Genomic DNA, 21,929 nt, shown 5'->3' on the forward strand with positions numbered 1-21,929 from the left:
TGGTTTGTCAACGCGATGGCCGCTTGAAGCAGCCGCGAGACCACAGGGAGGACGTCGATGATGGTTGATCAACTGCAGCTGAACTCATTGGCCTCGCACGGTTTTCGCCTATCCGCCGCCCAGCAAGAGATTCTCGACACGGCAGACCGGTTCGCCGCGGGCGAGCTTTACCCGCTGCAGAAAAGAATGGACGACGAAGAGTGGTGGCCGCCGCAGACGATGCCGGCGCTGGCGCGCATGGGCTTTCTCGGGGTCACGGTTCCGACCGAGCTCGGCGGCCTGGACGCCGACTTCTTCACGTCGGGTCTAATCACACAAGGACTTGCACGCTGGAATCCGGCGGTCGCGCTGAGCTACGTGGCCCACGAGAACCTGTGCCTAAACAACATCGCACGTAACGGTTCGGATGCGGTGCGCCGGCGCTATCTGCCAAAGCTCTGCAGCGGCAAGGCAATCGGCGCGCTCGGTTTGACCGAACCGGGCGCCGGCTCCGATGCGCTCGGCTCAATGGCAACCACCGCGCGGCGGGACGGCGATGACTACGTGCTCAACGGCCGCAAGCTCTTCATCACCAACGGACCGGTGGCCGACGTCCTGCTCGTCTACGCCAAGACCGACAAGCAGAAAGGCCCAAAAGGCATCTCGGCTTTTGTGATCGAGAAGGGTTTTCCCGGATTCCAGATCGCTCAGAAGCTCGACAAGATGGGCTTTCGCGGCAGCACGACGGCCGAACTCGTGTTCGATGATTGCCGCGTGCCCGCCGACAACCGCGTCGGCGAGGAGAACGCGGGCGTCGCCGTCGTGATGAGCGGGCTCGACCTCGAACGCGCTATCGTCGCGATGATCAATCTCGGCATGGCCGAACGTGCGTTCGCACTTGCCCTCGACTATGCAAAGGCGCGCAAGCAATTCGGCAAGCTCATCGGCGAGTTTCAGCTCGTCCAGGCCAAGCTTGCCGACATGTATACGACGATCGAGACGATGCGCACCTATTGCTATCGCACCCTCGCCGAAGCAAACGACCTCGAGATCGGCAGCGGAGGTCGCGGCAACATTCACATGCTCACCGCATCCTGCATACTTTATGCGGCGGAAGGTTGCACGCGCGTGATCGGCGATGCCGTGCAGATTTTCGGCGGCGCCGGATATATGCGCGAGTCCGAGATCAACCGGCTCTACCGCGCGACAAAGCTTCTGGAAATCGGCGCCGGAACGACGGAGATTCGCAAACTGATCATCGGCGGTGAATTGATGCGTGATTGATCATTCGGAGAACCAGGTGGGCCGCGGAATGGTCCACTGGTCGCCCCAGACCTGATTGCCGCCGTCAACCGTCACGACCTCGCCCGTCATGAAGGCACCGGAGGGGCCTGCGAGATAGCAGACCGCGTTTGCGATGTCGCAGACGTCGCCAAAGCGCTTCATGAGGTTCGTCCTCGGCATGTCGCGGCGGGCCTCTTCAGGATAGACCTCCATTCCCTCGGTCGAGATGATGCCCGGCGCCACGCAGTTGACCCGGATGCCGAGCGGCGCCCATTCGATGGCGACCGTCTTTGACCCATAGATGACGCCGGCGCGTGCCGCACAAGTGTGCGCGACGCCTGGCATGCCGCGACTGACGACGGCGACGATATTCACGATCGCGCCTCCACGCTTCGCGTCACGCCAGCGGCGCGCCGCCTGTTGCATCATGTACCAGGTGCCGTTCAAGTTGGTGTCGATGACCGCATTCCAGCCTTTCGGCGAGAAGTCGATCGCGGCTTGCGGGAACTGCCCGCCGGCGTTGTTCACGACGACATCCAGCGTGCCGAAAGTCTCCCATACGGTATCATAAAGTCGTGCCACCGCGTCCGGATCGCGGATCGACATCGGCCGGACAAGCACATCGGCGCCCAACGCGCGCAGCTTGCCGGCAGTCTCGTTCAGCCGTCCTTCATCTCGACCGCACAGTGCGACCTTCGCACCGAGGCGCGCGAAGTGAAACGCGATCGCCTTGCCGATGCCACGTCCGGCACCGGAAACGAGGGCGACCTGCCCCTCGAACAAGCCATCGCGAAACGTCAGAGGCATCGTGGCAAGTTCATCGTCACTGCGGCCAAACTGAGTCATGTCCGTCCTTTCGTCCGCACAAGCACGTTTGCGACGCCGGTCTGCACATTCTCGTCGCGCTGGTTGCGGACGTCGAGCTGCAGCGTGACGACACCTCGGTCGGGCCTTCTGGTCGGCCTCTTCTCCAGCACGGTCACCAGCGCCGCTATGGTATCGCCCGGCCGCACCGGCTTCATGAACTTCCAGGAAATGTCGAGCAGACCAAGCACCGTGCCATCCATCAGACCCGCGCGCGAGGCGAGGCCAAACGTCATTCCGACGACCATCGGCCCATGGGTGATGCGGCCACCGAAATCGCTCTCCTGCGCGAATACTTCATCCATATGCAGCGGGTTGAAATCGGCCGTGAGCCCGGCGAACGTGGAGATATCTGCGTCGACGACAGTGCGACGCGGCGTGTCGAAGTGCTGCCCGACCTCGAACTCCTCGTAGTGGCGCCCCATCAGGTGTCCTTCCGCTCGGTGCGCGTCTTGCGCGCACGCAGATCGAACATGCCCGACAGCGCCCGCGGATCGGCCCCGCCGGGGAAAATCTGGTGCTTCTGGATCTTCTGCGTGCCGGTCGTAGGTAGCGTGTCGGTGAAATAGATCCAGCCCGGCGCCTTGAAGTAGGCAAGCTGCGCGTAGCAGTGACGGAACAGCACGTCGGCTTTCGCCTCACGCTCCCGGTCGTCATGCAACACGACGCATGCCAGCACTTCCTCTTCCCGCGTCTCGTCCGGGACGGCGAGCACCGCGACCTGCTTCACGGCTGCATGCGCCTGCAACGTGGCCTCGACCTCGGCGGCGGCAATGTTTTCACCGGAGCGGCGGATGATGTTCTTCTTGCGATCGACAAAATGCAACATGCCGTCGGGATCCTGCTGCACGGTGTCGCCGGTGTGAAACCAGTTGCCACGCCAGGCGTGCGCAGTCGCGGCCTCGTCCTTCAAGTATCCCGAATAGAAGCCGCGCCGCGGCGTTTCGACTGAATGGCGCAGGACCATCTCTCCAGGCACACCGCGCGGTACGTCGTTGTCGTTTTCATCGACGACGCGCACCTCTATCCCCGGCACCGGACGGCCGAAGGCCCGAGTTCCGACCTGGCGCGGCGGCTGGTTGTCGAACAGTAGCCGCACCATCTCGGTCATGCCCCACACTTCGATGAGCGGAAAGCCGAAGCGCTGCTCGAACGTGGCGTGAAGCTGCGGCTCGACACCCGCGCCGATGGCGAAACGCACCGCGTGCCCACGCTCTTCCTCGCCTGCCAGTCGCCCGAGCAGCAGCGGAACGATCACGCCGAGATAATGCACAACCGTCGCGGCCGTCTCTTTCACCTCGCTCCACCAGCGATTGGGATGAAACCGGTCCGGCTGAATCTGGCAGCTCCCGTTCAGCATCGCACCGTAAAACGAGACGACCGCGGAATTGCAGTGGTAGACTGGCAGTGGATTGTAGATGCGGTCTCCCTCGGGCCGGAACGTCGCGAGCCCGCCGCCGTTGGCATACCAGGCCCCCGAAGCAAGTTCATAACCGTGCGACAGCATGCAGCCCTTCGGGCGCCCTGTCGTGCCCGACGTGTAGAGGATGCTTGCCTCACTTTCCGCCGTGATAGGACGATTCCCGGCGCTGGTGCGCGCAGGCGGAAGCGCCGAACCGTCATCGAACACGACGATCGGCGGGCGATGCGCGCTCACATTCATTCCGGCTTCAAGCTGCTCGCGCCGCTCAGGCGCGGCGAGCGCTAATACGGGCTCCGAATGCTCCAGCAGATAAGCGATCTCGTTCGCACGGTAGTCCGGGTTGATCGGCACTGCGGACACACCGAGGCTGTTGAGTGCCAGCTTGTGCAGGAAGTATTCGGGCCGATTGTCGAGCAACACGGCCACACGATGTCCGGGCCCGAATCCGGCGGAGCGATAGCGTGCAACCAGCGCGCTCACTTCGCGCCCTGCCTGCGCAAATGAGATCTCGTAGCCGTTCTGGTGATAGGGCCGATGCGCACCTTTGGGCACCGCCAGGAACGGACGCGCTCCATACGCCTGCTGGGCGGCCGCGAACGCCTCGCCAATCGTCGTGCTGTCGTCGATTTCAATCATCGGGTAGCCATCATTAGCTGATCGGCAAGCGTTCGCGGAATGGCGATGGGGAAATCCATCAGCATCTGCGCGAAAGCCTTGCCTTGGGGATCGATGCGCAGCGATGCGACACCGCCACCGCCGAGCGCGTCGTGCAGGACGAAATTGAGCGCATTCATGCCCGGCAGATCGTAGCGGTCGACACGCGTTACACCGGTCTGAGCGAAGAAGGCTGCTACGGCCTCCGGGGTTAGCGCGGCGCGCAACCAGGGCATATATTCCGTGCGTCGTGCAAGTATCCCGATGTTTGCAGTATTGCCTTTGTCGCCACTACGGCCCACGGCGAGCGCGATCAGCGGCGCGCTGGCATCGGCTACCTCTGCCGGCGCACTTTGGTACGGCTCGTCGGCGCTGGGCGAAAGCCGTGCCGACGCCGCAAAGGGCACCTCGAACTCCCCGCCGCAGATCGCAACACGCGGTGTCAGGCTCGCCTTCGGCCACAGGAACGAGAACAACCGCATGACCGGCTGCACGGCCGGCCGGCCGGCGAAGAACCCGGTGAGCCCTTGCGCCATCGAAGACGCTGCCGGTGCGATCTCGCGCGCGAGAATTTCGAGCGCTTTCTCGCTCGCGTGCCGTGCGCCGATCTTCAGCACGACCTCGCGGGCTGCGCTGCTTTGGGCTGCGGCGCCATACACCGCTTCGGTGCCGAGCACCTCCAGCGAGGTTTCGGTAAAATCGCCTAGCCCGCGCTCGGCGAGCAGACGTCGCACGCGAGCGAGGATCGCCTCGCCCGCGTGCTGCGCCTTCGGCCCAGCATCGCGTCCCGCAATCGTCACGGTGCCGATCGTGCGAAAGCCGTCATGCCACGTCGCGCTGACTTTCAGCTCGGCCGTCGGTGGCCGACCACGCGCCCCGCTGACGCTTACGCGGTTTGCTCCGTCCGCAACGATGGTTACCGCGCGGAAATCGCACACGACATCCGGCAGCACATAGGCCACGGGATCTCCGATCTCGTAGAGCATCTGCTCACCGACGGATAGCGGCGAAACGAGACCGCCGGTCCCCTCCGCTTTGGTGATCGTGAAGGTCCCGTCCGCGGCACAGTCGGCGATCGGCAAGCCCATGTCGTCCCAGCCGGGTACGTCACGCCAGTCCGTGAACAATCCTCCGGTCACCTGCGCGGAGCATTCGATCAGGTGTCCGGCCAGACTTGCCTGCGCAAGCTTGTCGTAGTCGCTCCACGACCAGCCAAAGGCGTGCACAAGCGCGCCGAGCGTCACCGCCGAATCGACACAACGGCCGGTGATCACCACATCTGCGCCGCGGTCGAGCGCGGCCGCGATCGGCTGCGCGCCGAAATAAGCGTTTGCGCTCAAGAGCCTTTCCGGCAGCGCTGCGCCGCTGAACATCTCGCGCGCGTCCGCCGCACGGATCGTGTCGATCTGTGCCATCACGTCGTCGCCGGTGACGACGGCGATCTTGAGTGGGACGCCGACCGCCTCAGCGCGTTTCGCCAACGCTGCCGCGCAGGCGACAGGATTGACACCACCCGCGTTCGAGACGACGCGAATGCCGCGCCGTCTGATCTCCGGCAGCAACGGGGCGACCATCTCGACGAAATCGGGAACGTAGCCAAGCTCCGCCTTGCGCGCACGGACGCGCGCGAGCAGCGACATTGTGACCTCGGCGAGATAGTCGAACACAAGGAAGTCAATCTCACCGCGCATCACAAGCTGGCCTGCGCCTTCGAGGCTGTCACCCCAAAAGCCAGCGGCACCGCCGATGCGGATGGTCTTTGCCATCATCGCCCCGTCCAAACCGGCGCGCGCTTCTCGTTGAAGGCGCGAAATCCCTCGCGCGCATCCTCGGTTTGAGCCATCTGCGGCAGCACGCGCTGCGCATACTCGAGGCACACGCCTAGCGGCAGCGCGTCCATCGTCGCGAGCGCGCGCCGTCCGATCCGGATCGCGGTCGGCGAGCTTGCCGCGATCGACGCAACGAGCTGCTCCACTTTCTCGTCGAGCTTCTCGGCGGAGACAACGTGATTGACGACGCCGTGCGCCAGCGCTTCCGCGGCCGTAATCGGCTCACCCGTCACACAAATCTCCAGAACCTTGCGCCGTGAGATGGTTCGCAGCAGCCATGGCAAGATCATCATCGGGAACAACCCGATCCGCGACTCCGGCGTGCCGAACCTCGCATTGTCGACGGCCACAGCGAAATCGCATGCGCAGACAAGGCCAAAGCCACCGGCCAGCGCGTGCCCGTTGACGCGTGCAATCACTGGAACCGGGCAATCGACGATGGCGCGAAAGAGTTCGACGACCGGATTGTCCACCTCTGCAGGATCGACACGAAACGGATCGCCCTTCGCGTCCGGCTTGAGGTCGCCGCCGGCGCAGAACGTTCGACCGGCTCCGGTGATGACGACCGCTCGAACGCCGTCCTCGATGCGAGCGCTGGCAACGCTCTCGCGCAGACCGCGCAACACCGATTCGTTCAGCGCATTGCGCCGTTGCTCGCGGTCAATCGTAAGCCACATCGCGGCGCCGCGATGCTCCTGGTGTACCTCCTGCACGGCCGACCTCCCATATTGAGTCGGATTCATTTTGAGCCACATTAGCCAGCACAGAGCAAAATGACAATCACCTTGCCGCTGCCGGCCACCGTGCCAGCAGCTCCCTCCTGCTCAATTCCGTCAGGCGTTTCACTCGATGCGACCGTGAGCTAGCGATGCTCGCCCAACGGCACGTCATGTTTCACGATGAGGCCAAGGGTTTTTGTGTAGAATTCCAGCGCCTTGGACTAGTCGTCGACAAAGACGGTCGTGACATAGATTCTCATGGGATTTTTTCCTTCCTGAAGATGTCTATGAAGCCAGATGGTCGCCGCTTGTCGCAGCGCTTTGAAATCGAGAGAGTGGATTTTGGTCCGGCCCGACCAAGAACGTGAACCAGTCCGGCCTTCTCCAACATGTCGACATGTTGGGTGATCGTCTGCCGGGAGATAGCTTTGTCGCCCTCCGCGACTGACACGGCACAAATCTGGAATAGCGACTGGTTCGGCTGCTCACGCAGCCGGATCTATGATCCTGCGACGGATAGGTCGGCCAATGCCTTGAAAACGCGGTCAAGCTGTTCAGCATTCATCCCGCACAATGATTTATTGCATGTCAGTGTGCTCGGCATCTGTCGCGGAAATCCTATAGACCGTCCCGAAACTCTTTCTCCGTTTCATGATTTCCGCGCATTGTGCGCGAGAAGGCTGATCAGATTACCAGCCTACCCTTCAATTTTGCCCTCCAGAATGATCCGGGCGTCGCCACGCCATGCGCGCATCTTGAAGAATGCCCGCCTTTCTGCGTCGTAGCCTCGGAACACGTAGAAGGTGGCATCATCCTCATCAGCGAACTGCGCTAGAAATTCCAACGGCACGCCGTTGTGGAAACACCAATCGACCTCCCCAACCCATATGGGAGGTTCACCCACGGAACGGAAAAGCCCCTCCGTGACCGACGCCAGCCACTTCGTAAGGTCGGCGGGCGCTTCGACCTCGAAGCGCCTGAAAAGTTCGTCCTCGAAATCCTTGTCCCACGACGATGCCGCGTAGGTGCTCTCCGTGAAATTGTGAAGAGCGGAGGCAAATTGTCCTCGCGGCGATCTCAGTTCGGCAACGGCCGCACGACCTTTCTCCTGAAATTTCTTTCTCAGTTCCTCTATCCGAGACAATCGCCTCCTCCTTCGCGAAAGTTAGGCAAGCGGTCCCAAAATGCCTGGTCCGATTCCTGATGGTGGTGGTGCATGGAAGGCTATCACGACGGCACATCGTTCAGGAACCGATCGGTCGCAACTGCTGCTTCTGCCTGAATCTGTTGACGACTATGTGGGGCGGACAACCCGGTTCGCTTGTGTCGGCGAAGATATTCACGCCAAGATCGCCATCGGTCCCCCAACACCAACTGCACGGCTGCCCCAGTCGCGTCGCCTTCAATTTCCACCCGTGATCTATTCCGCGTGCGGCAAGATCGGAGGCCACTTGTTCGGCGCGTGCGCGTGCGATCTTGAGGTTCGCCGCGCGTGAGCCGAGGTCATTCCCAAGCCCTCAGACGAGACGAGTGTCCGCGATGTTTCGGCGAATTTGGTGCTTGGAATTTCGCACTCGTAAAGGTTTCCGGGACAGCACAGTTGCGCGTTCTTGCAAGCTGCGATTGCATCAAAACGCGCGGGAGGAAAATGAGAGGTCTTGAATCCAATGTGTAAACTGGCCTTTGTCGGTGCGGCGTTCATTTTTGCCGCGTTCACTGCTGTTGATGCTCACGCGCTTCCGATCGCTCCTTCAGACCCGGCATCCCAAATCGACCAGGTGATTCAGATCCGTCAAGGATGTGGGCTTGGCTGGCACCGAGGCCCTGGTGGCGGCTGCCGCCGAAATACGGCTGCTGGCGGACCTCGCGGCGCTAATCGATGCTGGTTCGTCCGGACGCAACGGGGCGCGCGTAAGATCTGCCGCTAGGCCACCCTTAACGCGGCTTTGCGCCTCGCATATCCGGAAAACGCAACACTGGACAGCTCGTCCTCGAAGAACCGGGCGAGCCAACGCGCAAATTCGAAACGATCGCGACGCAAGAAACCGGGCGATCAAGAGTTGCGCCGCAGCGCGAGAGAACGACAACATGATAACTCGGCGTGACTTCCTGCAGGCTACCAGTGGCCTGGCCGGAACTTTCTTCACCGGAATATGGCCGCGCATCGCGAACGCCGATCCGATCCAGTCCATTCAGAATCTGGTCGATGACTATTGTCGAGAGTCCTTGAACAATTACGGGGCGAATGTTGGCGTCGTCGTCGGCATCGTCACGCCGGACAATGCCTCAAACAACGGGCGGATTATCTTCGCGGGTCAGAAAGCGCTCACCGACCCCTACGGGAAGCCCCTGGAGCTCAACGAGCGCACCCCGTTCGAAATCGGCTCGACCTCAAAGGTCTTCACGTCCGGGATCCATTATATGTTGCACGGCCCTTACGAGGGTACGCTCGGTTCCTGGTTGGGGCGCAGGATGACGATGTCGCGAACAGTCGCAAGCATCAGCTTGAAAAATCTTGCCGTCTATCAGACGGGACTGGCGGAGGATAACAGGGGCGGCGTCTATCCACCAACAATGATGGAGAGTCTGACGAACCTTTTCGACGTCATGGCGGGGCTCACGCCGCCATTTCGGCAGGGCACCTGCTATTCCTACTCCAACATCGGGTGGGCACTTCTCAGCATGGCGACGGTCAAACTCGATAGCACCGACACACAAGAATTCGCCCGCACATACAATGAAAACCTCGTGAAATTCTGTCGCGGCTTTTCCGCGATCAACACCCAGGTCTTCCATCCCGACTTCAAGCCGCGCTTGCCGATGGGCTACACGCGCAAATTCGCTCCGCTGTCATCGCGCAGCAAGTATCAGCCGTCCAGAGAGGCAGGATACGGGTCGGGGGGCATTGTCAGCACTGGCGCCGACATGATGCAGTTCTTGCTCTACAACATGGGACTTCTTCCCGGTGGACTGACCGATCCCGCCCTTACTTATCAGCAGAAGGAAACCGTTCGGGCTGCTCCCTGTTCTGGTAGAGGACCGGGTCCGATGACAAGTGCCGGCTGGTTCCACGCCAAAACCGAGACATCTCGAGGAGTGGCCGTCGTGCTCAACAAAAACGGCGGCGTTCCCGGCTTCACATCTTGGATGGGGTTCAGGAGCTGGCGGGGACCAGGTGCGCCTTCATCTCAAGGCGTGTTTGTGCTCAGCAATAGTCCTGCTAGCACGAGGATCGGGACCAGCGCCATGAAGATTCTCCTAAGCGGTTGAGAAACGCCGCATCACGAGCGCGCTTTCCATGGCACATTCTTGGTGTTCTGCCCGCGACGCTACGACCCTTTGCAATTGCAAAAAACGCACTCCGGCAATTCGGATAACGGCTTTTTTTGGTCTCGCCACCGGGTGCTGGCCATCCAGGAGCGAGTATCGAGCGGCGTCACCAATGCGCTAGGCATCACCGGCGATCAGCTTAGCACAGGCGTTCTCGACGACCTATTGGGCCTGATCGTTCTTATCGTTGGCGTCTGGGCCCTCATCGAGCTTGGCTTCCCGCGTGGTCCAGCCGGGCCGAACGCATATGGACCTGATCCGCTGGAAATCTGACGGAGCTAAGCGCAGACGCCGTGTTCTGGGTGCGTGGATCTCAGACGTCTGCTGCATGCATTCCCTTACCGCGTCTTCTGCAAATTTTCGATCAAGGCCAATCGCATTCTTCCTATTGTATCGGAACCCAATCAACAGCCATTACTCATGGCTCGTTGCTCAAATCGGCACGCCAACGGTTTTGCAGGACGTCGAAGGTTAGTGCTAATCAGCATCCGCAAAGCACTCGCGAGCAGTGCTGATGCGCTGCTCGCACAACTCACCAACATGGCGCGATGCGGCACATCGCATTCAATGGCTCCGGGCGCGTTCCTCTCCGCCCACCGTGGAACCTGAAGGCAAGCCGCAATTAGGCCGTGCTCAGTCGAAAATTGCGTCTCACTCTCGCCCCACTCTCGCAGAAGAAACGAGACTTGGGAGCGCGTGGTTACGGGTGGGCTGCATGGCGAACCGAACATTTCAACTCATGTTGGCGATGCTCGCGGGCGTCGTGCTGACGGCGACCTCGGGCAGCGCTGCGCCAGCCGCCGACGAATGTCTCGCCAAGCCGAAGGGCCCGGCGCCTGCAGGCAAGCATTGGTACTATCAAACGAACCGCACAACTCAGCGCAAGTGCTGGTATCTAGCCGACGCACGCGCGAAAATCGTAGAGCCACGCGACCGAAAGCAGCGGACGCAGCACCTCCCGACGATCGCGGAACAACCATGCAGCAGCCTCCAGTCGCGAACGCGCATGCGGAACTAAATGAGCAGCCGCAGGCGAAGCAACCGGCGGTGCCTATGCCACAGCCCTTGCCCGAGACACATACACAGTCCAAGCCCGAAACATTGCAGGGTGCGGCTGACGGCACGAATACGCGCAATTGGGCGCTTGCCTCGCGTTGGCCCGATCAGTCCATTGCGTACTCTTCTGATCGCACAGCGACGGTCGACGATCGCGTGCCGGTTTCACGAGCCGAAGAACCACAGCCGATACTCGCCGCGAATCCGGTCGCGCCGGTGGAGCGGCCGTCAATCGCCGCCGAGAATTCCTACTACACACCTTTTGGCCAAATCGTAGCTGCCCTCATCGTTGTTGTCGTTGTTGGCGGAGTGATCTTCATGTCCTTGGTTTCACGGCGGCGTCACCGGTCATTGGCGACCCTTGAAGATTACCACACAGAGTCCGTTTAGGCCTCATCAGTGGACATGCCAAAAACCTGGCGCCGCGTCAGTTTCGTGCCAGGACCCGTTGGTGCGTCTCTCGCTGCGAGGTGAGCCAGTGATCAGTTGGCAACATAATGCCCGTCGATCACCATCAAGCCCCTGCGCGTGAAGAGCTGTGCCATTGATCCGTCGGTGGTGACGGAAAGGCACATCCTGCGAGGTTGAGTCTTCTGCCAATTGCGACGGAAATGATTGGCCACGACCTGCCATGAGCCCGTGTCAAATTCAGTCGGCTCGCTCCCCCTTCAGCGCGTCCGCGCTACCGTCGGCGTTGAGCCGTATTCGATCGGGCCCTCGTGCCGCGGCGTGGCCGTAGAGTATGGTCTTGCCCGGAAGCGTCCGCGACGCTCACCGGTCCCTTCAAGCGGAATATTGCTGAGGCGGCACGTCGCGGCGATTTCATCCCAATGCCGCCTGACGTAACTGCTTTCAAGTCCAACATGATAGGGACTGGCTTCTCTCCAGCGCGGATATCCACCGCCACGAGAATAAAACCCCGTCATGAATTCAGGAATGCGCGCAATCGCTCTCACAATCAAGGCGTGAAATTTCGTCGGACGTAGCCACGACGTGTTTTTCGGACGAGCCAAGCCTCGAGTGCCTCGACGGCCTGCACCCGCCCAGCGAACAGATCGAGACGCCGGCGGCCACGCTGGCCGAGACGCCCCCATTCGCGCACCAATGCGGTATCGCCAAAGAGGGTCGGCTCGATCGTGAGCACGTAGAACCGGGCCATGTTACGCGCCGAGTCGCAGCGTTCGAGCACAAGATATTGCACCGTGAGTTTGGACATGCGCCAGAATCGCACGCGCCGAATCTACCGTCCAATTAAACTATTGAATCGATCGCGGGCTATCGATTCAGAATTTTCATACCAGCGATCAAAGCGATTGCGGAGCGTTCAACGACCTATCTCAGGCGATCTTCCGGCTTTGTGCGCTTCTCACCAAGCGCGAAATAGGCGTCGCCGTGTCGCGCCGGGCTGGCGGCTACGCTGAAGCCCCGCGAGCGAAACCGCAAAGTCCATCCTATGCTACGCTCGGCGGGCGGCTGGTACGAAGGGGATGTCGAGTGGGCGGATCGTCGCGATCGCCTTTCCGCATCTCTTCACGGCGTTCGAGCGCCGCTGCGCCGAGCGCACCGTCAAGGATTCGTGACCGGACGTCCTGGGAGGCGATCCTCGGCGCGGTTCTCCCGCCCGACGAGCGTCTGTTCAGCAGCACGTCGCGGCGAGATCGACGCCCTCACGTACAAGCTCGACCGGCAGGAGAAGGCGATCGCCGAGTTTCGAGGCGCGATCGCGATTGCGTCGCGTGGGGTAACAGACCAAGGGCGTCACCATTTCGGGCGCAAGCGGAGACGCGAACACGTGCGGTGGAGCGAAGTCGAGCGGGCGGCGGCCTGCTGTAATCTCCCCGGTTTCGGCGTCGGATGACCCTTGGCCGTCACCCCCTCGGTTTGTGCTGCGGTCTGAACCGTCCGCGGTCCGCTTCAAGGGCAAGTCGCGAAGCGATCGGCGCCCGCCGTCTCGCGATGAGCAGCCGCGTCCTTCGCAGGCCTGAAGGCCCGCTCGCCCGCAACCCGCCATGCTCGCGCCCTGGCAGCCGCCGCCCCCTGAAGCGGCCCGCTGGGCCGGTTCTGGTCAACCGCACCCAAGGGAGCGACCGCCAAGGGCCCAGCGCTCCAAAGGTGAAACCGAGAAAGGATCTCATCATGACCAAGACCGCCCGCTCCCCTCGCTCCACCGCGCGCGTCATTCCGCTCCGCCGCGGCGCGACGCTCGAAATGGTCCACCTCGCCTGCCCCGACTCCGCGCAGACGTTGCGCATCTCCGAGAGCTTCGGCCTCGCAGTTCTCGACAGCGACGGCATTCGCGACTTGCACGAGCGGCTGATCGTCGAGACCGCCGACGCTCTCAAGGACGGCCTGAGCGACCGCGCGATGGAAATCCACCTTCAGCGCATCGTGGGCGCCTACGTCGGATCGGCCCACGGTGCCGGCCAGTTCTACTCCCGCGCGGTCACTGAGGCGCGCGATGCGACCGCCAAGCTTGCCAACGACGCACGCGACGAGGACCTCAACCGCCCTGTCGGCGTCGACACCCAGGCGCAGCGCAAGCGCGAGTTCGCGGCCGACATGGGGCTTCAGGCGCACGCTCTCCGCATGGCGGCCGAGGGCGCGGTCGCCGCCTATGAGCAGGTTATCGGCGAGGCCTGGAAGCCTTTCGAGCGGCCGGTCGAACACGCCGGTGAAAACGTGTCGAAGAAGGCCGCCGCGACCCAGTTGGCGGCTTTCGAGTAAGCCACACGGCGGGGACTTCGGCCTCGCCTCTCACACGCTCCCGCTCAGGGCCGGTCGCGAGATCGGCCCTGTTTTATGTCGCTGGCTAAGCCACCACGAGAAGCGGCGTTCTGCGTAGCGGCCCCTCCCGATCGGCGGTCCATGCGGCGGATACGACGCACGCGCAACGGCTGCGCCGTCCTCCGCTGCGCTTCGGCCCGGTCGGGTGCGCGAGCGCGGGATGCCGCCGCCGCGGACCTCGTGAGGGGCCGCGGCAGTCGCGGCCTCCGAAACGGAGGTCATCGAAATGAGCAGGAAGGAAGAAAAACCGCGCGCCGACGTCTACGGGCGGATCACCGATCGCATCGTCGCCGACCTGGAGCGCGGCGTGCGGCCCTGGGTCAGGCCATGGGATGCGGCCAACGCCGCTGGTCGTATCATGCGGCCACTGCGGCACAACGGAATGCCGTACCGAGGCATCAACGTCGTACTGCTCTGGTCGGAAGCCGTCGCGCGCGGCTTCGCGTCGTCGACATGGATGACGTTCAAGCAGTCGCGCGAGCTCGGCGGTTACATCCGCAAAGGTGAGAGCGGAACGATGGTGGTTTATGCCAATAAGGTCACCAAGACCGAGACGGACGACAACGGAGACGACGTCGAGCGGACAGCGGCGTTCCTTCGGGCCTACACGGTGTTCTGCGTCGATCAAATCGACGGCCTCCCCGAGCTGTACTACAAGTCCACTACTCCGAGAGCCCCGCCGGCGCAGCGCATCGCGCACGCCGACGCGTTCTTCGCCAGCACCGGTGCGACGATCCGGCACGGCGGCGACAAGGCTTACTTCGCGCCGTCGCTCGATCTCATCCAGATGCCGCCATTCGAGAGCTTCCGCGACGCCGAGAGCTACGCGGCAACGCTCGCGCACGAGTGCGTGCACTGGACGGCGCCGGCGCACCGAGTCAACCGCGACCTCAGCCGCTACGCGAAGGACCGCAGCGAACGGGCCCGCGAAGAACTGGTCGCGGAGCTCGGCGCCTGCTTCCTCAGCGCCGACCTCGGGATAGTGCCCGAGCTCGAGCCGCGCGCCGACCACGCGAGCTACCTGGCTTCGTGGTTGGGAGTGCTGTCCAACGACAAGCGCTTTATCTTTGCTGCGGCGGCGCATGCGCAGCGCGCTGTCACCTATTTGCACGGCCTCCAGCCGAAATCGGCTGAAATCGACCAGGCGACATGAGCGCACTCAATTCATCGCGGACGCTTGCCTCACCGGCCGCCTTTCGTCAGCTCACGAGGGCCCCGCCTCGCCGTGGGGCCATTTGGCGTATCTTCAATCGTGCGCGGCATCCGGAGAGCGGTGCCTTCCTTCCCATCTCGTCCAACCGCGTGGTCGGGACGCGCCGCGCGGGATTACCGAGTCCCGAGATGTCCGCCAGTTCCTGACCGGGTGTCTTCCTTGAGCGGCGAAAGCGTGACGCGTCGTGAATTGCGCTCGTCTGGCATCGCCGTCGCGGGGGCGAGGCCACGAACGAGCCTTCGGCGCCGCTGGCGAATCTCTTTGTCGCCGTGCCCTGTCTCATCGTGCGCTGCAGCGTGCCTGTCGCCAGATCATATTCCCTCGGCCAACCTGGCGCGCCCAATGCGTCCTCGATTTGGCGTGTCTAACCGAAGGCCGTCGTCGCTTGCGCTCCGCCTCGATTCCAAGACCGCAACGGTCGTTCTCGGCTTTCTTCCCCTGGCCGCTGCGCGTCAATTCCTCGCGAGACAAGAAAGCCGCGCGCTGGCCGCCCTCTACTGCGTGCCGGCCCTCCGGGTGCGGTCCAATCGCCTTCGGTCAACGACTGCCATCGAGGCCGCGGTGGTCGCGGCCCGAGAACCGAAAGAGGATACGAACATGGCTACCATCGGCAACTTCAGCGTGAACGGCAATGGCTTCGTGGGCACCGTCAAGACTCTCGCTCTCGGCACCGTGAAGGCCAAGATCGTCGCGGCCGACCGCACTTCGGACAAGGCTCCTGACTACCGCATCTTCGCGGGCACAATTGAGTTCGGCGCCGCGTGGAAGAAAAAGTCCCAGGAGCAGAACCGCGACTATCTCTCGGTCAAACTCGACGACCCGAGCTTTCCGGCTCCGATCTACGCCACGCTGGTCGAGGTGGAAGGCGAGGAAGGCCACTCGCTCATCTGGTCGCGCCCGAGCCGCGACTGAGGCTCGGTGCAAAAGGCCCCGCCTCGCGGCGGGGCCTTCCAGCGTTCGCGGAAAGGGGAATGATCATGTGCAAGGTGCTGAATGCCCGGAAGGTCGGTAAACGCTCGGATGGATCGCGGGTCTACATCGGTCGGCCCACCAAGTGGGGCAATCCGTTCGTGATCGGGCGTGACGGCGCGCGCGCCGAGGTCATCCGAGGTATCGCGCCTGGATCGCCCCACAGCCTGCGCTGATGGGCACGCTCGACGAACTGCGCGGACGCGACCTCGTCTGCTGGTGCGCGCCGCTCGCTTGCCACGGCGACGTGCTCCTCGGTCTCGCGAACCGACGGTGATCAGTCGCCTGTCCGATCTAATCTCGCAAGACGGTCAGGCATGTCGAGCAGCTTCATCGCTGGCGCGGCGATCGTCCGACGTGTCCGGCGGGTTCCGCGGCGTACCGCACTGAGCGCTACAGAATTCCCCACGCCCGATACCGTCCTCTGCCGGTCGCTTCGCGCAGTCCGAGCTCCGCGACCAGGTTCTGGGCGGCGCGTGGCGTGATGCCGAGTTCTGCGCCGATCATGCCGGCGGAGGCGATCGGCCGGGTCAGCACGTAGTCGAGCAGGGCTGGCAGTTTTGAGCTGGCGCGGCGGCCGGCGAGTTTTCGGGCGAGCAGTGTGCGGGCCATGAGCCAGCGATCATGATGCTTGAGCCCCGCCGCCGCCGCGGCGGTGATCGCCTCGAGTTGGACGGCGAGCCGTGTCGCGGCATCGCCCGGCCGCCGCCGTTTGCGCGGGATGGTTTTGAGGCCCTCGTGGAGACAGGGCAGATGCCAACGGGCCTTGCCGCGGGCGCGCAACACGCTTGCTGCGAGCAGCCGGCCGAGCCAGGGCGTATGTTGCAGCGGTTCAATCGCGATCCACGCATCGGCCGCGATCGCTGCCGCGAGCGTCGGTGCCAATACGCGAACCTGGTCGACGACGGATCTCCAGTCGGCGAGACGTTCGTCCTCGTCCCAGTCGAGGTCGTAGACCAGCGGATCCGGCTCGGGGCGGTGCCTGGGGCGCCTAGTCTCGCCGGTGAGCGCGCGGTCGGTCTTGGCGATGGCGGCATCGACGGCAGCGAAGGCGGCCGCTAGCCGGTCGTCGGTCTCTGTGATGCCACGCGACTCGTCCACGTTCGCGTGGCCCACGCCCGCGTCGGCATCCTCCGCCAGGTCGACGCTTGCCGCTTCCTTCCGGTTGCCCCTTCCCTCCTCCCCACCGCGGCCGCGCAAGGTTTTGAGGCCGGCCGCCGACAGCGCCCACGCCGGCTTGGCGGCGGCGATGCGACGCCGCGTCCGCAGCACCGCGTGGGCGCGGGTCAGCTCATGGGTGGGGCTGCGGACATCCATGCCGGCGTCGTGGAGCACCAGATCTTCCAGGTGGACGAGCTCGCCCGCGAGCCACAGACTGGCGCAGGCATCTATATAATGTGTGCGAGCGACAAAGCCGTCACGGATCGGGCTGTTGGCGAGGCGCTCGTCGAGCCGGGCCAAGGAATCCTCGGCGGCGGCGAGCGGGCCGGCGAGCACAACCCAGGGCAGCGGGTCGGGGATCTGATAGCAGGGCAAGGCGTTGATAACCTTAACGCGATTCGCTCAAACGGAAGGTATCATGAGATTAGCTTCCGTCACAGCGATGTCCCGTTTTGGGTATCTCTCACTATCGATAACTATCTTTATCGATAGTCATGGACGGCGCGGCGCAAATCAGCGAGTCTGGTCGTCTACAGGCGCGGACAGCGCGTCGTCCGGGCACCAGATCGACGTGAGAGCACGCCATGCCGAGGCGCTTGGCCTTCTGGACGATAAAGTCCCCTGCCCTTCCGGTCGAGTTTCGCGCGAGCAAATCGCGCCAGAGCCGGATCGGGGTCAGGAATCGTCGAACAGGCTGTCGCGAAGTTTTCGGCCGAAGTCGACGCCAGCATCGACCAGAAACGGCGGGTCGAGCTCGGCATCAAGATATTGCAGCCGGGGCTCAATTCTCGCTGGCTTCGACCGCGACGATCTCCTCCTCGTTCAGATGCTCGGCGCGAACGGGCCGCCGATCGCGGGCGACGCCCTGGTTGGGATCGGCTGCCCCGTCGGCTTCGTGCAGAAATGGCCCGGTGGCGGGTGAACCACGCCATTTCTGCACGAAGGCACATTGAAAATCGCCTTGAAATCGCGTATAGTCACAATAGTCATTATGGTCATAGGAGAAGATCGTGACAACCTCCCGAAAGACCACGGCGCACGAATCCGGCCATTGGACCGTAGCCGGCGCCAAGGCACGGCTCTCCGAGGTGATCGAGCGTGCCCAGACCGACCCGCAGATCATCACCCGCCACGGCAAGCCTAGCGTCGTCATCGTCTCGGCCGAGGAATGGGCGCGCAAGACCGTCCGCAAAGGCACACTGGCCGAGTTCCTGATGGCCTCGCCTTTGCGGGATGCCGATCTCGATCTCGAGCGGGCCCGCGATCAGCCGCGCGACCTCGATCTATGAACGTGCTGCTCGACACCAACGTGCTGTCAGAGGTTCGCCGGCCGGCGCCGGAGCCGAAAGTGCTCACTTGGCTCGATGCGATCGATGAGGACCGCGCCTTTATCAGCGTGGCATCGATCGCGGAGCTGCGGCGGGGCCTCGCGCTGATGGACGACGGCCGCCGTCGCGACGCGCTTTCGGCCTGGCTGTCGGTCGATCTGCCCGGACGGTTCTCGGGACGGATCATCGCAATCGATCCGGCGATCGCGGAGCGTTGGGGCGATCTGATGGCGCAGGCTCGCCGCAGCGGCTTTGCACTCTCCGTCATGGATGGGTTTTTCGCGGCCACGGCGCTCAGCAGGGGCCTCGTGCTCGCGACGCGCAACACCAAGGATTTTGCGCCGCTGGGCGTACCGCTGCTCAACCCCTGGATCGACGATGGAGCGCCGGCATGAGCCCCTGCCCGCCTTCCGGACGCGGTTTCGACCTTGTGCCGAGAGAGCTGCGGTTCAAGGACAGGGAGGAGTCGGGTGCCAAACCGCTACGTGTGTTTGAGCACTGGGCGCTCGATATCCGCGATGACACCCCCAAGAGCGAGCGCGAAGTCGGCTTCATCCCACGGCCACTGGGTCGATCCCGACGTAGGCCGGGCGATTGCGCAAGACCTGAAGGTGCAGTGCATGCGCCTGCCAGCCCCGACGCCCGCGGGCTGCTGGGAGAATCGATGCTAAGGATTCTGACGGAGCACCGCTCATGGACGACATCACTTCCCGCGCACTAGTCTCCGACCCGGAGACCCGGCGAGCTCTGCAGCTCGATGTGCTCTCCGCCATCTTGCCGATGGAGCGGCGCGATCGGCTCGCCGAACTCCTCACCGACGATGACGTTGAGACGTTGAAGCATCTCGCGCGCAAGGGTCTAGGCGAGAACACCCTTCGAGCATTGGCTTCCGATCTTGCCTACCTCGAAGTTTGGGCGAAGGCCGCGACGGGCGTGCCGCTGCCGTGGCCGGCGCCGGAGAGCCTGGCGCTGAAATTTGTGGCCCATCATCTGTGGGACGCGGCCAAACGCGAAACTGATCCGCAGCATGGGATGCCGGCCGAGGTGGCGGCCGATCTGCGGAACGCCTTGCTTCTTCGGTGCGAAGGGCCGCATGCGCCGTCGACGGTCAAGCGCCGGTTGGCGAATTGGGGCACGCTGCATCGCTGGAAAGGGCAGGAGGGCCCGTTCCGGGGACCCAGTCTTCGCGCCGCACTGCGTCTGGCGGTCCGGGCCAGCGTCCGGCCGCGGCAGCGCAAGAGCAAGCGAGCCGTCACCCGCGACGTGCTCGATCGATTGCTCGCGACGTGTGGGTCCGATCGACTCGCCGACACCCGCGATCTGGCGATCCTGCTCCTTGCCTTCGCCTCCGGCGGGCGTCGGCGCAGTGAGGTGGCGCGGCTGCGGTTCGAGCAGATCAGCAACGAGCCGCCGGTGGCGCTGGACCCTCTGAACCCGCAGTCGCCGACCTTACCCTGTGTAGCGATCCAGCTTGGCCGGACCAAGACCGGCGTCGCCGACGAAGGGGGCAGGGTGCTGTTGGTCGGGCCGCCGGTCGAGGCGTTGCGCGCATGGCTCGAGCGAGCGGACATCAGCAAGGGGCCTATCTTCCGCGCCATTGATCGCTGGGAAGCGCTCGAGGAGCGGGCGCTGACCCCGCAGTCGGTGAATCTAATCGTCAAGCGGCGGTGCGCACTCGCCGGGCTGGAGGCGCAGGAATTTTCGGCGCACGGCTTGAGATCAGGATACCTGACGGAGGCGGCCCGGCAGGGGGTGGCGCTACCCGAGGCGATGCAGCAGTCACAGCACCGTTCGGTTCAGCAGGCGGCAAGCTATTATAATGAAGCCGAGCGAGGGCAGGGCAGGGCGGCTAGGCTCGGGATATAGACATGAGGCCCCCGTTTAAGTTGTCCACGTACAACTAGCTCGGCCCATAGGCCTCGCTGTTCCCAGCGGTTGGCCCCGCACGAGTTGTCAGCGTACAACTGACAAGCTTCGCCGATTCGCGAAGCCTACCATGGTACCGCGCTGCCCTTGTTAACTTCTCGTTAACCCAATAATCCTTGCGGCTCTGGGAGAATCGGGCATTACTGCCGATCAGCGCATTTTCGACTAAACTGCTCAAAAATCCGCAGATGCAGAGAGCACCGATGCCGGCCTCAGCTAAACCCACCGAGGAGAATGTGCGTGATCTGCGCTCATTGATCAACGCCGACGCCGAGGAACTTTCGGCACGGCTGCGGGCACAGCAACTCCGAGACTTCCCTCCTGCGGCCGAGAAAACGATCCGTCGGTTCTCATCGGCGGAGGCGGCTCGGTTCATCGGCATAGCCGAAGGCTACCTCCGGCAGCTCGTTTCGGAAGGAAAGGGCCCTGCGGCGCCGGCAAATAGCCGCCGCAGCTATTCGATCGAGGACATCGATGCACTGCGGAACAGTCTCGAAGCCGCCACCAAGGGCGGCCGGCGGTACGTCCCGCATCGTCGAGAGGGCGAAGCGCTTCAGGTGATCTCGGTGATGAACTTCAAGGGCGGGAGCGGCAAGACCACCACCGCCGCGCACCTCGCCCAATACCTGGCGTTCCGCGGCTATCGTGTTCTCGCAATCGACCTTGATCCTCAGGCAAGCCTTTCAACTCTATTCGGTCATCAGCCTGAGCTGGACGTCGGCGAGAACGAGACCGTCTATGGCGCCATCCGGTATGACACCGCGCGACGCGAGATGCCCGAGATCGTCCGTGCGACCTACATTCCAAGCCTCCACATCGTGCCCGGGCAGCTTGAGCTCATGGAGTTCGAGCATGAGACGCCCAAGGCGTTGTTGACGCGCCGGGACGACGACTCGATGTTCTTCGCGAGGATTGGCGAGGTGCTGGCCCAGGTCAGCGATGCATATGACGTGGTGGTGATCGATTGCCCGCCGCAGCTCGGCTTCCTCACGCTGTCGGCGCTGTGCGCCGCGACCGCCGTCCTCATCACCGTCCACCCCCAAATGCTGGACGTTATGTCGATGTCTCAGTTCCTCAACATGACCGGCAACCTTCTTGACGTGGTCGCCAGTGCCGGCGGCGCGACCCAGTACGATTGGATGCGCTACCTCGTCACGCGCTACGAGCCCAGCGACGGGCCTCAAACCACGATGGTTGGCCTTATGCGGTCAATCTTCGGTTCTCGCGTTCTGACGCACCCGATGGTGAAAAGCACTGCCATTGCCGATGCAGGTCTCACCAAACAGACATTGTATGAGGTTGAACGCAATCAGTTCACCCGCGGCACATACGATCGTGCAGTCGAAGCCCTCGACGCCGTCAACGGCGAAATAGAGAGCTTGATCAAACAAGTCTGGGCGAGGGGCTAAC

The 21,929-nt window shown here is 63.2% G+C and carries 21 protein-coding genes and 1 pseudogene; 13 read left to right on the top strand and 9 right to left on the bottom strand.

The features are described from left to right. Positions 1-57: 57 nt before the first annotated feature. A complete protein-coding gene (locus tag RCO31_RS07145) occupies positions 58-1,263 on the top strand; it encodes an acyl-CoA dehydrogenase family protein (protein ID WP_308967554.1) in 1,206 nt (401 codons plus the stop codon). On the opposite strand, the gene RCO31_RS07150 is transcribed toward RCO31_RS07145, so the two are convergent. From RCO31_RS07150 to RCO31_RS07175, 6 genes are all read right to left on the bottom strand, one after another. Further along, positions 1,264-2,109 (bottom strand): SDR family oxidoreductase, encoded by an 846-nt coding sequence (locus RCO31_RS07150; protein WP_308967555.1) that lies wholly within the window; start codon positions 2,107-2,109, stop codon positions 1,264-1,266. Continuing rightward, on the bottom strand, positions 2,106-2,552 hold the full coding sequence (locus tag RCO31_RS07155) for a MaoC/PaaZ C-terminal domain-containing protein (protein WP_308967557.1): 447 nt from the start codon (positions 2,550-2,552) through the stop codon (positions 2,106-2,108). The genes RCO31_RS07150 and RCO31_RS07155 overlap by 4 nt, the downstream gene beginning before the upstream one ends. After that, positions 2,552-4,186: an AMP-binding protein gene (locus RCO31_RS07160; protein WP_308967558.1), complete on the bottom strand. Its 1,635-nt coding sequence runs from the start codon at positions 4,184-4,186 to the stop codon at positions 2,552-2,554. Before RCO31_RS07160 ends, RCO31_RS07155 begins: the two co-directional genes overlap by 1 nt. Beyond that, on the bottom strand, positions 4,183-5,973 hold the full coding sequence (locus tag RCO31_RS07165; protein ID WP_308967559.1) for an acyclic terpene utilization AtuA family protein: 1,791 nt from the start codon (positions 5,971-5,973) through the stop codon (positions 4,183-4,185). The genes RCO31_RS07160 and RCO31_RS07165 overlap by 4 nt, the downstream gene beginning before the upstream one ends. Beyond that, positions 5,970-6,746 carry an enoyl-CoA hydratase-related protein gene (locus RCO31_RS07170; RefSeq protein WP_308967560.1) on the bottom strand — a complete coding sequence of 259 codons (777 nt, stop codon included), beginning with the start codon at positions 6,744-6,746 and terminating at the stop codon, positions 5,970-5,972. The genes RCO31_RS07165 and RCO31_RS07170 overlap by 4 nt, the downstream gene beginning before the upstream one ends. 703 nt (positions 6,747-7,449) lie before the next feature. Beyond that, entirely contained in the window at positions 7,450-7,896 is a 447-nt protein-coding gene (locus tag RCO31_RS07175) for a hypothetical protein (RefSeq protein WP_308967561.1), read from the bottom strand. Between the two features lie 523 nt (positions 7,897-8,419). Between RCO31_RS07175 and RCO31_RS34685 the strand changes: the two genes are divergently transcribed. The 4 genes from RCO31_RS34685 (at position 8,420) to RCO31_RS07190 (ending at position 11,528) form a co-directional block, all read left to right on the top strand. Further along, on the top strand, positions 8,420-8,680 hold the full coding sequence (locus tag RCO31_RS34685) for a GCG_CRPN prefix-to-repeats domain-containing protein (protein ID WP_374991439.1): 261 nt from the start codon (positions 8,420-8,422) through the stop codon (positions 8,678-8,680). A gap of 160 nt (positions 8,681-8,840) precedes the next feature. Continuing rightward, positions 8,841-10,022 carry a serine hydrolase domain-containing protein gene (locus RCO31_RS07180; protein ID WP_374991440.1) on the top strand — a complete coding sequence of 394 codons (1,182 nt, stop codon included), beginning with the start codon at positions 8,841-8,843 and terminating at the stop codon, positions 10,020-10,022. A 39-nt stretch (positions 10,023-10,061) separates the two neighbouring features. Beyond that, entirely contained in the window at positions 10,062-10,355 is a 294-nt protein-coding gene (locus tag RCO31_RS07185; protein ID WP_308967564.1) for a hypothetical protein, read from the top strand. Between the two features lie 705 nt (positions 10,356-11,060). Then, the gene (locus tag RCO31_RS07190; protein ID WP_308967565.1) at positions 11,061-11,528 is read left to right on the top strand and encodes a hypothetical protein; all 468 of its coding nucleotides are present in this window, start codon (positions 11,061-11,063) and stop codon (positions 11,526-11,528) included. Positions 11,529-12,096: 568 nt separating this feature from the next. Here the strand turns inward: RCO31_RS07190 and RCO31_RS07195 are convergent. Further along, positions 12,097-12,354, bottom strand: a complete 258-nt coding sequence (locus RCO31_RS07195) for a WGR domain-containing protein (RefSeq protein ID WP_308967566.1) — start codon at positions 12,352-12,354, stop codon at positions 12,097-12,099. Between the two features lie 920 nt (positions 12,355-13,274). Here RCO31_RS07195 and RCO31_RS07200 point away from each other — a divergent pair. The 4 genes and pseudogenes from RCO31_RS07200 (at position 13,275) to RCO31_RS07215 (ending at position 16,381) form a co-directional block, all read left to right on the top strand. Next, entirely contained in the window at positions 13,275-13,862 is a 588-nt protein-coding gene (locus RCO31_RS07200) for a hypothetical protein (protein WP_308967567.1), read from the top strand. A 286-nt stretch (positions 13,863-14,148) separates the two neighbouring features. Next, positions 14,149-15,075, top strand: coding sequence for a zincin-like metallopeptidase domain-containing protein (locus RCO31_RS07205; RefSeq protein WP_308967569.1), 927 nt, complete (start codon positions 14,149-14,151; stop codon positions 15,073-15,075). A gap of 657 nt (positions 15,076-15,732) precedes the next feature. Beyond that, a complete protein-coding gene (locus tag RCO31_RS07210) occupies positions 15,733-16,047 on the top strand; it encodes a DUF736 domain-containing protein (RefSeq protein ID WP_308967570.1) in 315 nt (104 codons plus the stop codon). Between the two features lie 65 nt (positions 16,048-16,112). Continuing rightward, positions 16,113-16,381 (top strand): annotated as a pseudogene (locus RCO31_RS07215) (DUF4326 domain-containing protein). A gap of 116 nt (positions 16,382-16,497) precedes the next feature. Here RCO31_RS07215 and RCO31_RS07220 read toward each other — a convergent pair. Together RCO31_RS07220 and RCO31_RS07225 are read right to left on the bottom strand one after the other, a co-directional pair. Then, positions 16,498-17,649, bottom strand: a complete 1,152-nt coding sequence (locus RCO31_RS07220) for an RHE_PE00001 family protein (protein WP_308967728.1) — start codon at positions 17,647-17,649, stop codon at positions 16,498-16,500. A 397-nt stretch (positions 17,650-18,046) separates the two neighbouring features. After that, positions 18,047-18,205: a hypothetical protein gene (locus tag RCO31_RS07225; protein ID WP_308967571.1), complete on the bottom strand. Its 159-nt coding sequence runs from the start codon at positions 18,203-18,205 to the stop codon at positions 18,047-18,049. A gap of 70 nt (positions 18,206-18,275) precedes the next feature. On the opposite strand from RCO31_RS07225, the gene RCO31_RS07230 reads away from it, so the two are divergent. The 4 genes from RCO31_RS07230 to repA all read left to right on the top strand — a co-directional run bounded on the left by RCO31_RS07230 (position 18,276) and on the right by repA (position 21,928). After that, entirely contained in the window at positions 18,276-18,554 is a 279-nt protein-coding gene (locus RCO31_RS07230) for a type II toxin-antitoxin system Phd/YefM family antitoxin (RefSeq protein ID WP_308967572.1), read from the top strand. Continuing rightward, positions 18,551-18,988, top strand: coding sequence for a type II toxin-antitoxin system VapC family toxin (locus RCO31_RS07235; RefSeq protein ID WP_308967573.1), 438 nt, complete (start codon positions 18,551-18,553; stop codon positions 18,986-18,988). The genes RCO31_RS07230 and RCO31_RS07235 overlap by 4 nt, the downstream gene beginning before the upstream one ends. A 298-nt stretch (positions 18,989-19,286) precedes the next feature. Next, the gene (locus RCO31_RS07240) at positions 19,287-20,459 is read left to right on the top strand and encodes a site-specific integrase (protein ID WP_308967574.1); all 1,173 of its coding nucleotides are present in this window, start codon (positions 19,287-19,289) and stop codon (positions 20,457-20,459) included. A gap of 263 nt (positions 20,460-20,722) precedes the next feature. Beyond that, a complete protein-coding gene (gene repA, locus RCO31_RS07245; protein ID WP_308967575.1) occupies positions 20,723-21,928 on the top strand; it encodes a plasmid partitioning protein RepA in 1,206 nt (401 codons plus the stop codon). Position 21,929 lies beyond the last annotated feature (1 nt).

It is taken from the genome of Bradyrhizobium sp. LHD-71, assembly GCF_031157255.1.
Taxonomy (GTDB): Bacteria; Pseudomonadota; Alphaproteobacteria; order Rhizobiales; family Xanthobacteraceae; genus P52-10.

What these genes read in the sequence shown, in the direction of transcription:
- RCO31_RS07145 (WP_308967554.1), top strand. Translation starts at nt 58, where the DNA reads ATGATGGTTGATCAACTGCAGCTGAACTCATTGGCCTCGCACGGTTTT.
- RCO31_RS07150 (WP_308967555.1), bottom strand. Translation starts at nt 2,109, where the DNA reads ATGACTCAGTTTGGCCGCAGTGACGATGAACTTGCCACGATGCCTCTG.
- RCO31_RS07155 (WP_308967557.1), bottom strand. Translation starts at nt 2,552, where the DNA reads ATGGGGCGCCACTACGAGGAGTTCGAGGTCGGGCAGCACTTCGACACG.
- RCO31_RS07160 (WP_308967558.1), bottom strand. Translation starts at nt 4,186, where the DNA reads ATGATTGAAATCGACGACAGCACGACGATTGGCGAGGCGTTCGCGGCC.
- RCO31_RS07165 (WP_308967559.1), bottom strand. Translation starts at nt 5,973, where the DNA reads ATGATGGCAAAGACCATCCGCATCGGCGGTGCCGCTGGCTTTTGGGGT.
- RCO31_RS34685 (WP_374991439.1), top strand. Translation starts at nt 8,420, where the DNA reads ATGTGTAAACTGGCCTTTGTCGGTGCGGCGTTCATTTTTGCCGCGTTC.
- RCO31_RS07180 (WP_374991440.1), top strand. Translation starts at nt 8,841, where the DNA reads ATGATAACTCGGCGTGACTTCCTGCAGGCTACCAGTGGCCTGGCCGGA.
- RCO31_RS07190 (WP_308967565.1), top strand. Translation starts at nt 11,061, where the DNA reads ATGCAGCAGCCTCCAGTCGCGAACGCGCATGCGGAACTAAATGAGCAG.
- RCO31_RS07195 (WP_308967566.1), bottom strand. Translation starts at nt 12,354, where the DNA reads ATGTCCAAACTCACGGTGCAATATCTTGTGCTCGAACGCTGCGACTCG.
- RCO31_RS07200 (WP_308967567.1), top strand. Translation starts at nt 13,275, where the DNA reads ATGACCAAGACCGCCCGCTCCCCTCGCTCCACCGCGCGCGTCATTCCG.
- RCO31_RS07205 (WP_308967569.1), top strand. Translation starts at nt 14,149, where the DNA reads ATGAGCAGGAAGGAAGAAAAACCGCGCGCCGACGTCTACGGGCGGATC.
- RCO31_RS07210 (WP_308967570.1), top strand. Translation starts at nt 15,733, where the DNA reads ATGGCTACCATCGGCAACTTCAGCGTGAACGGCAATGGCTTCGTGGGC.
- RCO31_RS07235 (WP_308967573.1), top strand. Translation starts at nt 18,551, where the DNA reads ATGAACGTGCTGCTCGACACCAACGTGCTGTCAGAGGTTCGCCGGCCG.
- RCO31_RS07240 (WP_308967574.1), top strand. Translation starts at nt 19,287, where the DNA reads ATGGACGACATCACTTCCCGCGCACTAGTCTCCGACCCGGAGACCCGG.
- repA (WP_308967575.1), top strand. Translation starts at nt 20,723, where the DNA reads ATGCCGGCCTCAGCTAAACCCACCGAGGAGAATGTGCGTGATCTGCGC.